The sequence below is a fragment of the Sphingomonas echinoides genome (genome assembly GCF_029623395.1).
In the GTDB taxonomy this organism is placed as follows: Bacteria; Pseudomonadota; Alphaproteobacteria; order Sphingomonadales; family Sphingomonadaceae; genus Sphingomonas; species Sphingomonas echinoides_A.
This window is the reverse complement of record NZ_JAPYKK010000013.1, coordinates 1-13,168: the sequence shown is the minus strand read 5'-3', so window position 1 is coordinate 13,168 and position 13,168 is coordinate 1. Positions and strand designations below refer to the sequence as shown.

12 protein-coding genes are annotated in these 13,168 nt (G+C 64.4%); all 12 read right to left on the bottom strand.

The genetic code is table 11. The annotated features are described in order from the left end of the window. Positions 1-5 precede the first annotated feature (5 nt). Positions 6-965 carry an ImmA/IrrE family metallo-endopeptidase gene (locus QBJ92_RS09740; protein WP_277969585.1) on the bottom strand — a complete coding sequence of 320 codons (960 nt, stop codon included), beginning with the start codon at positions 963-965 and terminating at the stop codon, positions 6-8. Continuing rightward, complete coding sequence (locus QBJ92_RS09735; protein WP_277969496.1) at positions 965-1,297, bottom strand: hypothetical protein; 333 nt, start codon at positions 1,295-1,297, stop codon at positions 965-967. Before QBJ92_RS09735 ends, QBJ92_RS09740 begins: the two co-directional genes overlap by 1 nt. Continuing rightward, positions 1,290-1,517 carry a colicin E3/pyocin S6 family cytotoxin gene (locus QBJ92_RS20635; protein ID WP_431358385.1) on the bottom strand — a complete coding sequence of 76 codons (228 nt, stop codon included), beginning with the start codon at positions 1,515-1,517 and terminating at the stop codon, positions 1,290-1,292. Before QBJ92_RS20635 ends, QBJ92_RS09735 begins: the two co-directional genes overlap by 8 nt. Continuing rightward, positions 1,517-4,420 carry an excinuclease ABC subunit UvrA gene (gene uvrA, locus QBJ92_RS09730; protein ID WP_277969495.1) on the bottom strand — a complete coding sequence of 968 codons (2,904 nt, stop codon included), beginning with the start codon at positions 4,418-4,420 and terminating at the stop codon, positions 1,517-1,519. Before uvrA ends, QBJ92_RS20635 begins: the two co-directional genes overlap by 1 nt. A gap of 90 nt (positions 4,421-4,510) precedes the next feature. Further along, complete coding sequence (locus tag QBJ92_RS09725) at positions 4,511-5,140, bottom strand: trimeric intracellular cation channel family protein (protein WP_277969494.1); 630 nt, start codon at positions 5,138-5,140, stop codon at positions 4,511-4,513. Between the two features lie 218 nt (positions 5,141-5,358). Next, positions 5,359-6,783 carry an amino acid permease gene (locus QBJ92_RS09720; protein WP_431358384.1) on the bottom strand — a complete coding sequence of 475 codons (1,425 nt, stop codon included), beginning with the start codon at positions 6,781-6,783 and terminating at the stop codon, positions 5,359-5,361. A 12-nt stretch (positions 6,784-6,795) separates the two neighbouring features. Continuing rightward, on the bottom strand, positions 6,796-7,449 hold the full coding sequence (locus tag QBJ92_RS09715) for a GntR family transcriptional regulator (protein ID WP_277969493.1): 654 nt from the start codon (positions 7,447-7,449) through the stop codon (positions 6,796-6,798). A 49-nt stretch (positions 7,450-7,498) separates the two neighbouring features. After that, the gene (locus QBJ92_RS09710) at positions 7,499-8,497 is read right to left on the bottom strand and encodes a 4-hydroxyproline epimerase (RefSeq protein ID WP_277969492.1); all 999 of its coding nucleotides are present in this window, start codon (positions 8,495-8,497) and stop codon (positions 7,499-7,501) included. 12 nt (positions 8,498-8,509) lie between these two features. Further along, on the bottom strand, positions 8,510-9,442 hold the full coding sequence (locus tag QBJ92_RS09705; protein WP_277969491.1) for a dihydrodipicolinate synthase family protein: 933 nt from the start codon (positions 9,440-9,442) through the stop codon (positions 8,510-8,512). Positions 9,443-9,638: 196 nt separating this feature from the next. After that, positions 9,639-11,621: a putative bifunctional diguanylate cyclase/phosphodiesterase gene (locus QBJ92_RS09700; protein ID WP_277969490.1), complete on the bottom strand. Its 1,983-nt coding sequence runs from the start codon at positions 11,619-11,621 to the stop codon at positions 9,639-9,641. 322 nt (positions 11,622-11,943) lie between these two features. After that, positions 11,944-12,612, bottom strand: coding sequence for a flagellar hook assembly protein FlgD (locus QBJ92_RS09695; protein WP_277969489.1), 669 nt, complete (start codon positions 12,610-12,612; stop codon positions 11,944-11,946). A 10-nt stretch (positions 12,613-12,622) separates the two neighbouring features. Continuing rightward, positions 12,623-13,168: flagellar hook-length control protein FliK (locus tag QBJ92_RS09690; protein ID WP_277969488.1), on the bottom strand; the 546-nt coding region annotated here is incomplete at its 5' end.

Here is a 13,168-nt window from a genome sequence, read left to right as displayed (position 1 = left end):
ATTATTCACACTCTAAAGTCCCGGACCTTTGCAACCAAAAATCTACTGAATAGGGCGTGCTTAATCACTTGCTGAATGCCGCTCGCGTCATTAGCCCGTCCTTCCAATCTGTTTAGGCACACAGCATATATTCGTTCAGTGGAACGATTTTCCCTAACACTCCCATTTGCTGCGGCTATGACACCGTGGATCGATGATCTGAGTTTATTTGGATCGAAAAGGGGTATGTCGTCTAATATCTGTTGCAGTAGCAGACGCCAGTCATCGCCTTCCTCAATATCCGGAAGTGGCAAAGCGTCTTTAAGTTGCCACCAATGATAATATCCGTCGCTTCCGGCCGCCCAGCTATGCTGTTCCGCAGCCGGAAACAGTGAATCAACGTCAACTGGTCCGTACGGCACGCGACTTGCCAAAGTGCCGATGCTATTTCCGGACCAAGTCACTTCGCCTGCGTGAACTCTAGCGAATACATATCCGGCTGGAAGGCTGTTTAGCAGTTTTACCGTGGCTGCTTGAATTGATACGTCAGCTGACTCTACTACTATCCTAGTTGATGCTGCTGCATCAGACGTACTTGCGACTATGCTTTGCATCCAGTCTGTCGGAATCAGTAATTCCGACGCAAAACGATTGGCTTCGCCTTCAAGATCCCAATACGTCGAGCGCTCGATCGAATTGATCAGATCCGTCTCATCGACAATAGACCCAAGATGCCAAGGTATCAGAACATGCCCAAGTTCATGAGCAAGAGTAAATCTCTGCCGTCGTGGAGATAATGCTTCACTTACAAGTATGTGAGGTCTGCGCTGCTTGTTCTTAAGAAACAGGCTAACTCCGTCAACATCGACGGGAAACCTACAAACCTCCACCGTGGCGTAAAGACTAGCAAGGTGCATAACATCGATACGAGGAGATAAACTATGCCGCCAAACCAACCTTTTCGCAAGATTCTCTTCAGGACGCATCACTCAGGCAGTGTGCCGCGCTCTGATAGCCATGCACTTAAGCGCGCTATCTTGGCGGTTTGATCCGATCGTGCTGCTAAACGCTGCTCAAACATATTATCGTTGGCTGCGTCAAGAAAAGAGCGATTTTGATGCCTAGCCGCTATTATCAAGGGCATCTGATCTGCGTCCATCCCCCACCAACTAAACTCGTCCCACGAGAGGCCAAGATAGTCATGCAGCTCTTTTCCTGTGCCGCCCTCGTGCCATCGCTCGATGAACGCTTCGATCTCATCGGGGAACAGTTCACCGTTCAGTGCCTGCTCCATGAAGGAGCGAGAGAAATCAAACATCAATCCGCCTTCCTTCTACCGCAGGCTTGATCGGTGACCCGGTTACGGGGTCACCGACGAAAATATGGAAACCACGTTTCGTATATACCTCAACTTCGCCGTGCTGTGAATCCCACTCGTATAATCGCTTGCCATCGTAACTTCGCCAACGCTTGCGCCCGTGCGGGGCTCCTATCGATTCCAAATCGTGTAGGAAGCAATCGCTAGGCACAGGCACCATTACTGTGTTGCCGCTTTCGCCGACCGCTTCCCCAACAACGGCGCCAAATACTTCCCAGTAAAGCTCCCCTTAGCCTTCGCCACAACCTCCGGCGTCCCCTGCGCGACGATCTCGCCGCCCTTGACCCCACCCTCAGGCCCAAGATCCAGCACCCAGTCCGCGGTCTTGATGACATCCAGATTGTGCTCGATCACGACCACCGTATTCCCCTGCTCGACCAACTGGTGGAGCACTTCGAGCAGCTTGCGCACGTCCTCGAAATGCAGCCCCGTCGTCGGCTCATCCAGGATGTACAGCGTCTGCCCGGTCGCCCTGCGGGACAGTTCCTTGGCGAGCTTGACGCGTTGCGCCTCGCCGCCAGAGAGCGTCGTCGCCTGCTGGCCGACCTTGACGTAACCCAAGCCCACTTCCTGCAGCATCGCCATCTTGTCGCGGATCGGCGGGACCGCCTTGAAGAAATCGACCGCGTCCTCGACCGTCATGTCGAGCACGTCGGCGATGCTCTTGCCCTTGAACTTCACCTCGAGCGTCTCGCGATTGTAGCGTTCGCCGTGGCACACGTCGCACGTCACATAGACGTCGGGGAGGAAGTGCATCTCGATCTTGAGCAGCCCGTCGCCCTGGCACGCCTCGCAGCGCCCGCCCTTGACGTTGAAGCTGAACCGCCCGGGCTTGTAGCCGCGCGCCTGCGATTCCGGGAGCCCGGCGAACCAGTCGCGGATCTGGGTGAAGCTGCCGGTATAAGTCGCGGGGTTGGAGCGCGGGGTGCGGCCGATCGGCGACTGGTCGATGTCGATGACCTTGTCGAGATATTGCAGGCCGGTGATCTTGTCGTGCTTGCCCTGGACGATCCGCGCGCCGTTCAGGGTGCGCGATGCGGCGGCGAACAAAGTGTCGATCGTGAAGCTCGACTTGCCGCTGCCGCTGACCCCGGTGATGCAGGTGAAGGTGCCGAGCGGGAGGCTCGCGGTGACGCCCTTCAGATTGTTGGCGGTGGCGTTGTGGACGGTGATCTTCTTGCCATTGCCCTTGCGCCGGGTCTTGGGCACCGCGACCTCGCGCCGGCCCGACAGATAATCCGCGGTGATGCTGTTTTCGTTGGCGAGGACTTCCTCGAACGTGCCTTGCGCGACGATATGCCCGCCGCGCACGCCCGCGCCCGGCCCCATGTCGATCACATAATCGGCGGTGCGGATCGCATCCTCGTCATGCTCGACGACGAGCACGGTGTTGCCGAGATCGCGCAGACGCCGCAGCGTCTTGAGCAGCATGTCGTTGTCGCGCTGGTGAAGCCCGATCGACGGTTCATCGAGCACGTAGAGCACGCCCGACAGCCCGCTGCCGATCTGCGACGCGAGCCGGATGCGCTGCGATTCACCGCCCGACAGCGTGCCCGAGGTGCGATCGAGGTTGAGATAATCGAGCCCGACGTTGTTGAGGAAGCCCAAGCGTTCGAGGATTTCCTTGAGGATCCGCTCGGCGATCGCGCGTTGCTGGTCGCTGAGGTCGGCGGGGACTTGTTCGAACCATTTCAGCGCGTCGACGACCGACAGGCGCGTGACGCTCGAGATGTCGCGCATCCCGATCTTGACCGCGAGCGCCTCGGGCTTGAGGCGGCCGCCGTGGCAGACTTCGCACGGGGCGGCGCTCTGGTACTTGTTGAGTTCCTCGCGCATCCACGCGCTCTCGGTCGAGAGCATGCGGCGGTTGAGGTTGCCGATCACGCCTTCGAACGGCTTCTTGACGTCGTAGGACTTCTTGCCGTCGATGAAGGTCAGCGTGACGGGCTTGCCCTTGGTGCCGTGCAGGATCGTGCGCTGCGCCTCGTCCGGCAGGTCTTCCCAGGGGGTTTCGAGGCTGAAGTCGAATTCGCGCGCGAGGCTGCCGAGGACCTGCATGTAATAGGGCGACGGGGGGTTCGACTTCGCCCAGGGGACGACTGCGCCCTTCTTGATGCTGAGCGCATGGTTGGGGACGACGAGATCCTCGTCGAACAGCAGTTTCTCGCCCAAGCCGTCGCACGCCGGGCACGCGCCCTGGGGGGCGTTGAACGAGAACAGCCGGGGTTCGATCTCGGCGATGGTGAAGCCCGAGATCGGGCAGGCGAACTTCTCGCTGAACACGATGCGCCCGGGGGGCGCGTTGTCGCCGAGCACTTCCTGCTTGGGGGTATGGACTTCGACCGGATCGGCGGGGTCGACATAAGCGAGCCCGTCGGCGAGTTTCAGCGCGGCCTCGAAGCTTTCCGCGAGGCGCGTCGCGATGTCGGGACCGATGACGAGGCGGTCGACGACGACCTCGAGGTCATGCTTGAACTTCTTGTCGATCGCGGGGGCTTCGTCGATCTCGTGGATCTCGCCGTCGATGCGGACGCGGGTGAACCCCGCCTTCTGCCATTCGAGCAGCTCCTTCTTATACTCGCCCTTGCGCCCGCGCACGACTGGCGCGAGCAGATAGAGCCGCGTGCCCTCGGGGAGCGCCATGACGCGGTCGACCATCTGGCTGACGGTCTGCGCGGCGATCGGCTCGCCGGTCGCGGGGGAGTACGGGATGCCGACGCGCGCCCATAGCAGGCGCATGTAATCGTAGATCTCGGTAACGGTCGCGACGGTCGAGCGCGGGTTGCGGCTGGTGGTCTTCTGCTCGATGCTGATCGCGGGGGAGAGGCCCTCGATATGGTCGACGTCGGGCTTCTGCATCAGTTCGAGGAACTGGCGCGCGTAGGCGCTGAGCGATTCGACGTAGCGGCGCTGGCCCTCGGCGTAGATCGTGTCGAACGCGAGGCTCGACTTGCCGCTCCCCGACAGCCCGGTGATGACCGTCAGCGTATCGCGCGGGATATCGACCGACACGTCCTTGAGATTGTGCTCGCGCGCGCCGCGCACGGAAATATGAGTCAGCATAAGGCGAGTTCTACTTCTGTTCTGATGGGAGCGCCAGATAGGGAAATAGGAAAGCGCGCGGCCGGTTACGAGGGTTCCGCAGGAAACGGCCTAGCGGTCGCCATAGGCGGGGAGCGCGAGCTTGAAGCGGATCGCCGCCGCGCGCAGCGCGAATCCGCAGGCTGCGGCGATCGGGGCGGCGAGGTTGGGGGATACCCCCACCATCACCAGCGCGACATACAGCCCCGCCGCCAGCGCCGCCGCGGTCACGTACAATTCCGGTCGCATCAGGATCGACGGTTCGCCTGCGAGCACGTCGCGGATGACGCCGCCGATGCATGCCGTCACCACGCCCATCAGCGCGGCGGGGACGGGGGGGATGCCGAACGCGAGCGCCTTCGCCGCGCCGAACACCGCGTAGGCCGCGAGGCCCACCGCATCGAGCCAGTCGAGCGCGGTGCCCTTCCACCAGCGTTGCGGGGTCGTCCACACCAGCACCGCGACCGCGAGGCACGTTCCCGCGACGAGTCGGTCATGCACCCAGAACACCGGCGCGCCGATCAGCAGATCGCGCACCGATCCGCCGCCGGTGCCGGTGATGAGCGCGAAGAAGGTCGCGGTGACGAGCGTCTGGCGGTGCCGGATCGCGGCGAGCGCGCCGGTGATCGCGAACACGGCGATCCCGAACAGGTCGAGCCACGGAAGGACTGAGCCGAATTGCCAGGGGAATTGCGCGGGCATGGGGCTGGCCTAGTCGCTATTGCAAGGAAACGGAATCGTTCTTGGCGCTCGCCTCTCCCCTTCTGCCGTCATGCTGAACTTGTTTCAGCATCCACCGTGCGGCGGGCTTGGTCCGGACTCGTGGAGGGCTGGATCCTGAAACGAGTTCAGGATGACGGGCGTGTGGGGTGAGCGCGGTCCTCAGTAACCCTGGGCTCCGGCTTGCGCCGGAGCACGGGTCAGATCGCGGCCGCTGCGCCGTGCTTTGCGATGTTGCTCTGGCGACGGCCGTAGATGAAATACAGCGCCAGCCCGATCACGTTCCACCCGACGAAGCGCACCAGAGTCGATGTCGGCAGGCTCGCGAGCAGATACAGGCAGCCCAGCACGGTCAGCGTCCCCACGACATACGCCGCCGGGCAGCGGAACACGCGCGGCATCAGCGGCGCGGTACGGCGGAGCACGATTAGGCACACACCGACCGAGATGAACGCAATCAGCGTCCCCGCATTCGCCAGCTCGGCAATCTCGTCGAGCCGGAAGAAGCCCGCGACCGCGGCGATCGACAGGCCGGTGAGCAGCGTGATCAGCGTCGGCGAGCCGGTGCGCTTGCTCACCGTCGCGAGCCCGCGCGGGAGCAGGCCATCGCGGGCCATCACGAAGAATATCCGGCTCTGCCCGTACATCATCACCAGGATGACCGACGGCAGCGCGATCACCGCCGCCAGCGCGATCAGCTGCGCCGCGAACGGCTCGCCCAGCTGGCGCAGCACCAAGGCGAGCGGCTCGGGCGAATTGGCGAGCGCGGTGAAGGGGAGCGCGCCGATCGCGGTGATCGCGACCGCCATGTAAATCACCGTGCAGACCAGCATCGAGCCGACGATCCCGATCGTCAGGTCGCGCTTGGGGTTCTTGGTCTCCTCCGCCGAGGTCGCGACCGCATCGAAGCCGTAGAAGGCGAAGAACACGATTGCCGCCGCCGCCATCACCCCGCGCTTGTGCCCGCCGCTTTCGACCGAGCCGAAGCCGTAGGGCATGAACGGGTGGAGGTTCGCGCTGTTGAACGCGGGCAGCGCGTAGATCACGAACAGCGTGAGCGCGACGAGCTTGATGACGACGAGAATGATGTTGAGCGTCGCGCTCTGCCGCGTGCCGAGGATCAGCATCCCCATCACCGCGAGCGCGACCCCGACCGCGGGCAAGTTGATCAGCCCGCCGCCATGCGGCCCGACCAGCAGCGCGTGTGGCAAATGCACCCCCGCCGCCTCGATCCAGCCGACCAGATAGCCCGACCAGCCGACCGCGACGGTCGAGCAGGCGAGCGAATATTCGAGGATCAGGCTCCACCCGACGACCCAGGCGACGGTCTCCCCGAGGGCTGTATAGCTGAACGTATAGGCGCTGCCCGCCGCCGGGATCAGCGTGGCGAGTTCGGTATAGGCGAGCGCCGCGCACCCGCAGACGATCCCGCAGATGACGAAGGCGAGAATGACGGCGGGCCCGGCGCGTTCGGCCCCCACGCCGACCAGCGTATAGATTCCGGTGCCCACGATCGCGCCGACGCCGAGCGCGATCAGATGCGGCCAGCTCAACGTCTTGGCGAGGCTATGTTTGTCGGAAACGGGGGACTCAAATGATTTGCGCGGTCCGAACATAGTCCCCATCCCCAGTCTCCGTCAGTTCGTTTGGGTGCCGAGCTGGCCCCGGAGATCGGTCAGCGTCGACTGGATGTGGCTTGCGAGCAACGTCGTCATCAGCGCCTGATCGCGAGCGAGCCAGGCATCCAGCAACCCACGATGTTCGAGATGCGCGCGATCCTCGCGCCCGGCGGGCTGGAGGTGCGCGACGACATAGCGTTCGGCGAGGATCGCAAGCCGCTCGACCATTTGCGTGGTGAGCAACCGGCGCCCCGGGCGGACGAGCGCGGTATGGAACACACGGTTGCGAATCGCGACTTCGGCAAGCCGGTCGCTCGCGGCGCTGTCGAGTTCCTCGAAGGCACTCTGCGCGATCGCGTGGTCCGCTTCGGTGGCGACGGTGGCGGCATAGGCAGCGGCGGCGGGTTCGATGCTGAGGCGCAGCGCGAAGATGTCGTCGGCTTCGGCCGCCGACATCGGCTGGACCGCATAGCCGCGATTGGGATGGCTGGTCAGCAGCCCTTCCTGTTCGAGCCGCGCGAGCGCTTCGCGCAGCGGAATCTTGCTGACGCCGAGTTCGCTCGCCAGCGCGTCCTGGCGGATCGGGGTGTGGCCGGCGAGCTTTCCGGTAACGATCTGCTCGCGGACGATCTCGAACACCTGTTCGGACAGAGTGCGGACGACGATGCTCATGAACGGTCAGCTCCGATGGAAGGGACGAAGCTGCTGGCGACGCCGCGGCTCACGTAACCTGGAAACCTTCCCAGAACGGATCGCTGCGATCAATCCAGATCGTGTTGAAGCCGGTGGCAATCGCCGATCCCTCGATCGACGGAATGATCGCGGCCTGGTCGCCAAGCGTGGTCGCTGCCTCAACCCGGCCGATGAAGCGGCTGCCGATATAGCTTTCGTGGACGAAACGGTCGCCGGGGGCGAGCCGGCCCTGGTCGGCGAGATGCGCGAGCCGGGCCGAGGTCCCGGTCCCGCAGGGCGAGCGATCGATCGCCTTGTCGCCGTAGAAGACGGCGTTGCGGCCATCCGCGCCGTCTCCGCGGGGGACGTCCGCCCACAGGATATGGCTGACGCCGCGGATCGTCGGGTCGAGCGGGTGGATGGGTTCGTACACCGCGCGCACCGCGTCGCGGATCTTGCCGCTGAGGTCGATCAGGCGCGCCGCGCCGATCGCGTCGAGCCCGGTGTAGTCGCCCTGCGGCTCGATGATCGCGTAATAATTGCCGCCGTAGGCGACGTCGATCGTCAGCGGGCCGATCCCGTCGACATCGACCTGAATGCCCTTGGCCGCGACATAGGCGGGGACGTTGGTGATCCGCACCGCGGTGACCTTGTCACCCTGCGTCTCATAGGCGACGTCGATCACGCCCGCAGGGACTTCGATCCGCAATCGGCCCGGCTCGGCGGGCTGGATCAGCCCGTGTTCGAGCCCGAACGTCACCATCCCGATCGTACCGTGCCCGCACATCGGCAGGCAACCGCTCGTCTCGATGAAGAGGATGCCGACGTCGGTATCGCCGTGCGTCGGCGGGTAGAGGAACCCGCCCGACATCATGTCATGCCCGCGCGGTTCGAAGCACAGCCCGGTGCGGATCCAGTCGAAGCGAGTCATGAAATCCTGCCGCCGCTCCGACATGGAGGCCCCCTTCAGGAGCGGTGCCCCGCCCGCGACGAGGCGGACGGGGTTTCCGGCAGTGTGGCCGTCGATGCAGAAGAAGGTATGGCGCATCGGCGGAGGCTATCAGGCGGCTTTAGGGGACGCGAGGGGTGCCGGGGGGGCAAGCGTTGGACGGGTGGCGGCGGCCTTCTCGACCATCGCGATCACTTCGGCGCGGCGTGCGCCGATCAGCGGGTAGCGCGGCGGCAGGACGCGTTCGGAGCCGCGGCCCATCACTTGCTCGGCGAGCTTGATCGACTGGACGAGGTCATGCTCGGCATCGAGGTGGAGGAGCGGCATGAACCAGCGATAGATTTCCATCGCCTTGGCATGGTCGCCGCGTGCGAAGGCGTTGACCAGCTCGACCGATTCGCGCGGGAAGGCGTTGGTCAGGCCCGAGACCCAGCCCTGCGCGCCGAGATACAGCCCCTCGAGCGCGACGTCGTCGAGCCCGGCGAACAGCACGTAGCGGTCGCCGAACGCGGTCTTCACATCGGTGAAGCGGCGCGTGTCGGGGGCGGATTCCTTGACCGCGACGATGTTGGCGACATCGACCAAGGCGGCAAGCACGTCATTGTCGATCAGTGTCCGATACGCCGGGGGATTGTTGTAGAGCATGATCGGCAGGCCGACCGAGTCCGCCACGCCCTTGAAATGCGCGACGAGTTCGTGCGGCTTGGGCACATAGACCATCGGCGGGAGCAGCATCAGCCCGTCCGCGCCCGCGGTTTCGGCGGCCTTGGCGTAGCGCACCGCGCGGCGTGTGTCATATTCCGAAACGCCGGTGATGACGGGCACGCGCCCGGCGACTGCCTCGACGATTGCGGTCAGCACTTCGACCTTTTCGTCATATTCGAACGAGTTGTTCTCGCCGACCGTTCCGAGCGCGATCACGCCGGTGACGCCGTCCTTGATGAGATCATCGACGACGCGCTGGGTGTCCGCCAAATCGACCGAGAGGTCTTCACGGATCTGCGTCGTTACCGCGGGAAAAACACCCTTCCATGCAACCGACATTGCGTCTCGACCTTTCTCGCTTGAACTTTATATAACGTATACGAAAATGTCGGTGCGGTGCAACAGGAGAATGCGCGGCTTTCGATCAGGCGCGCTGACGGCCCTCTTTTCGGAGTGAACAAGGGGGTCGCAGCTGCGGTCGGCGCGATGCGGTTCGACAGTAAGGGGCAGAGGGTAGGGGCAGCCCAGTTCGACCTTATGCGGCGCCGCGCACGCCGAGCCGCGTTGCTTCGGGCAGTTGCATCGTCTGCTCGCGCATCGTCATCAACAGCGCGTCGATCGGCATCGGACGGCCGAGCAGGAACCCCTGCGCATAGCGGTAGCCGGCGAGCGATATCTCGATCAGCTGGGTTTCGGTCTCGATCCCCTCCATCGTGCACTCGAGCGACAGCGACTGTGCGAGGTTGCGGATCGCCGAGACCATGTTGCGGCCCGATCCGGTCGCCATGCCGGTAACGAAGGTGCGGTCGACCTTCAGAATGTCGAGCGGGAGTTCGTGGAGCGAACACAGGCTCGAATAGCCCGTCCCGAAATCGTCGAGTGCGGTGCGCACGCCGAAGCTGCGCAACCGCTGCAACGCCTCGCGTGCGGTCGCCATGTCGGTGACGAGCGACGTCTCGGTGACTTCGAACACGATCCGGCGCGGCGCGACGTTGGTCGCCACGATCATCCGGACGATCTCGCGCATCGTCGCGGGCGACATCAGGTCCTGGGCCGACAGGTTGAACGACAAGGCGATCGGATCGGGGAGCGCGGCCAGCCCTTCCAGTGCCTTTCCGAACAGGATCAGCGTGACCCGGTTGATGATCCCCATGCGTTCCGCCGCCGCGATGAAGGTGGCGGGGGCAATCTCGCCGAGGACCGGAGACCGCCACCGCGCGAGCGCCTCGACGCTGCTGATCGTCATCGAGCGCGTGTCGAAGATCGGCTGGTAATGGACCTCCAGCTCGCGTTCGAGCGAGGCGACCTGCAACGCCGCCTCGACGCGCTGTTCGACCCGGATCAGCGCTTCCTGTTCGGGCGAGAACACCGCACATCCGCCGCGATGGTGCGCCTTGACGTGGTACAGGGCGTAATCAGACCGGTCGAACAGCGCGTGCGCGGTCGTCCCCGCTTCGGGATAGACCGCGATCCCTGCGGAACACCCGAGCGTCACTTCCATGCCGTCGATCGCGACGGGCGTGTGGATTGCTGCGCACAGCGCCGCGATCGCGGGTTCCGCCTGTTCGGCGGGTCCGTCGAACAGCACGCCGAATTCGTCGCCACCGAGCCGCGCGATCGTCACCGCGCCGCCCGCGCGCAACGCCAGGCGATGCCCGATCGCATCGAGCAGGCGATCGCCATAGACGTGGCCGTAGGTGTCGTTGATCGCCTTGAACCGGTCGAGATCGAGCACGCCGACGCAAAAGGGGGCCACTTCCGCCGAATCCGCCGCCGTCCCGCGTGCGGCCAGTAAGGCTTCCAGCGCGCCGAAGAAGAAGCGGCGGTTGGGGAGCCCGGTCAGCGGGTCGGTATGCGCGAGTTGCTGGTTCTCGTCGCTCAACCGCTGCGCCTGCTGGCGCTCCACGATCAGCGCATTGCGCGACATGACGAGGCCCTGGAACACCTTGTGCGCATCCCGCAGGATGACGAGGAACACCACGGTGACCAGCGCGAGATTGATGCCGACCGCGACGAACACCGGATTCCCGCTGACCAGGCAATAGGTCACCAACGGCAGGCTGACGAGCGTGCCGACCGCGGCGGCGGCCCCGGGCAGGTGCGTCAGGCAGAACAGGCAGCACAGTACGGTCGTGCCGACGAACACGACGACATGGCCTTGCTCATACGGGCCGCCATAGGCGCCCAGCGACAGCGCCCAGGCGACGAACGCGACCGCCATGACCGACCCGAGGATGGTGGACTGCCGGATCACCCGCTGTGCCCCGTTTTCGGTGAGCATGTCGGGGGTCGGCGGCATCAGCCAGCGGAACAGGCGCGAGGCGATCAGCAGGATCAGCATCGCCGGAATGGCGTGGGTCAGCCACCGCGGGGCGAGGTTCGCATGCGTATAGGCCAACGCAACCGCGTTGATGATCAGCAGTGTGTACATCCACGGGACTTGCCGGCGGAAGTGCAGCAGCGTCGCGACGACCAGCGGTTGCTCGCCCGGCGGCAGATGGATCCTGGAAAACGGCATTGCGAAAAACCCCCGACACATATTCCGCTAAACGATAGGCGTTAACGTCCTGTTTTCATGGCCGTGGCCGGGTGCGACTACGGCGGTGCCGGAGCCGTCGTTGCGGCACCGGTTCGCGCCGGAGTCGCCAAAGGCCGTCGTCCGGTGCGGGATCGCGCGGGGATTGGCCGGACAGCCTTTTTCCGTCGGATTTTACGGACCACATGATCACGATCGGCCAATATGTGCTGGAGACAGGGGAACAGCGAAGACGCACCCGATGTATACGGATCGAAAGAGTGCAAATCTATGATACGAACAGTGTAAGCTATTCGGAGGAGGTCTAAGCTCCACTGGTCGCCGCAAGACGCGCGAGGCTGTCGGCGGCGTAGTGCTGACCATTCGCCAGTAATGTCAGCTTGCCGTTTTCGACGGATACCTCGCTCACCATGCCTTCCGCCGCGATCGTCACCGGAATACTCGACCCGGCGGCATCGGTTGCAGTGAGCGACAAGGTATAGGTACCGTTCGGGGCACGTGCGCCGTGGCTGTCGGTGCCGTTCCAGCGGACCTGTCCGCTTGCGGGATCGACCGGCTGCGTCGTGACCGTATTGCCGTTGGCGTCGCTGATCGTCGCGAGCATCGTTTGCGGCGTCCGGTCGGCGGCGAAGCGCCAAGTGGCGTCGCCGGTCGAACCCAGCCCAGCGATGCTGCTGTCGAAACTCGCGACATGGCCGATCAGCGCGGCGGCGTTGGACAGATCCGCGGACGACAGTTTGGCAAGGATGTCCTTCAGCGACTGGTTTTGCTGGATCGACTGTTCGACTTGCGAGAACTGGACGAGTTGCTGGGTATATTCGGAGGTGTCCATCGGCTTGAGCGGGTCCTGATTCTGCATTTGCGTCGTCAGCAACTTCAGGAACGTGGTCGAGTCGTTGGTCAGCTTCGTCAGCGCGGACGATGGTGCCGTTGGGGTGGTTGCGGCGGCGGTGGCGGCGGTGGTCGTGGTCATCGGGGCGTCCTCAAGCTACGAGGTTGATCCGCCCGCTGGCGCGCAGGCCCGGGCGTGTGGGGGACGGCGCGCTGCGGCTGTCGTCCGGTTCGTCGTCGGCGCTGCGCGATGGGGCGGCGAAGACCCATCCGCGCTCGCTGCCGCTGCCGGGACCCGCACCGTTGCCGCCGGATTGGGTGTCGAAGCGGAAACTGCCGGCGTCGGCCTGCACCCCGGCTTGCGACAGCGTTTGCGCGAGCATGGCGGAATCGCGCCGCAACAGGTCGAGCGCGCTCGCGTGCTCGGCGGAGACAGTGGCGGTCAGCTTGCCGGTTGCGTCGATCTGCATCCGCACCTCGACTCGCCCGAGTTCGACCGGATCGAGCCGGATCGTCAGCGTATTCCCGCCGTCGCTTTTGGCATGGCGCGCGATCGCCAGCGCGACATCGCGCCCGATGACCGCCGCGCGCGCGGTGCCGGCATCGATCGTCCGGCGCGGTGAGGCGATGGCGGGGGGCGGGACGCCGGGTTGCGCCGCTGGGGCTTGGGCAGGCGGAACCACCGGCGCGGCTGGCGG

What these genes read in the sequence shown, in the direction of transcription:
- QBJ92_RS09740 (WP_277969585.1), bottom strand. Translation starts at nt 965, where the DNA reads ATGCGTCCTGAAGAGAATCTTGCGAAAAGGTTGGTTTGGCGGCATAGT.
- QBJ92_RS09735 (WP_277969496.1), bottom strand. Translation starts at nt 1,297, where the DNA reads ATGTTTGATTTCTCTCGCTCCTTCATGGAGCAGGCACTGAACGGTGAA.
- QBJ92_RS20635 (WP_431358385.1), bottom strand. Translation starts at nt 1,517, where the DNA reads ATGGTGCCTGTGCCTAGCGATTGCTTCCTACACGATTTGGAATCGATA.
- uvrA (WP_277969495.1), bottom strand. Translation starts at nt 4,420, where the DNA reads ATGCTGACTCATATTTCCGTGCGCGGCGCGCGCGAGCACAATCTCAAG.
- QBJ92_RS09725 (WP_277969494.1), bottom strand. Translation starts at nt 5,140, where the DNA reads ATGCCCGCGCAATTCCCCTGGCAATTCGGCTCAGTCCTTCCGTGGCTC.
- QBJ92_RS09720 (WP_431358384.1), bottom strand. Translation starts at nt 6,783, where the DNA reads ATGGGGACTATGTTCGGACCGCGCAAATCATTTGAGTCCCCCGTTTCC.
- QBJ92_RS09715 (WP_277969493.1), bottom strand. Translation starts at nt 7,449, where the DNA reads ATGAGCATCGTCGTCCGCACTCTGTCCGAACAGGTGTTCGAGATCGTC.
- QBJ92_RS09710 (WP_277969492.1), bottom strand. Translation starts at nt 8,497, where the DNA reads ATGCGCCATACCTTCTTCTGCATCGACGGCCACACTGCCGGAAACCCC.
- QBJ92_RS09705 (WP_277969491.1), bottom strand. Translation starts at nt 9,442, where the DNA reads ATGTCGGTTGCATGGAAGGGTGTTTTTCCCGCGGTAACGACGCAGATC.
- QBJ92_RS09700 (WP_277969490.1), bottom strand. Translation starts at nt 11,621, where the DNA reads ATGCCGTTTTCCAGGATCCATCTGCCGCCGGGCGAGCAACCGCTGGTC.
- QBJ92_RS09695 (WP_277969489.1), bottom strand. Translation starts at nt 12,612, where the DNA reads ATGACCACGACCACCGCCGCCACCGCCGCCGCAACCACCCCAACGGCA.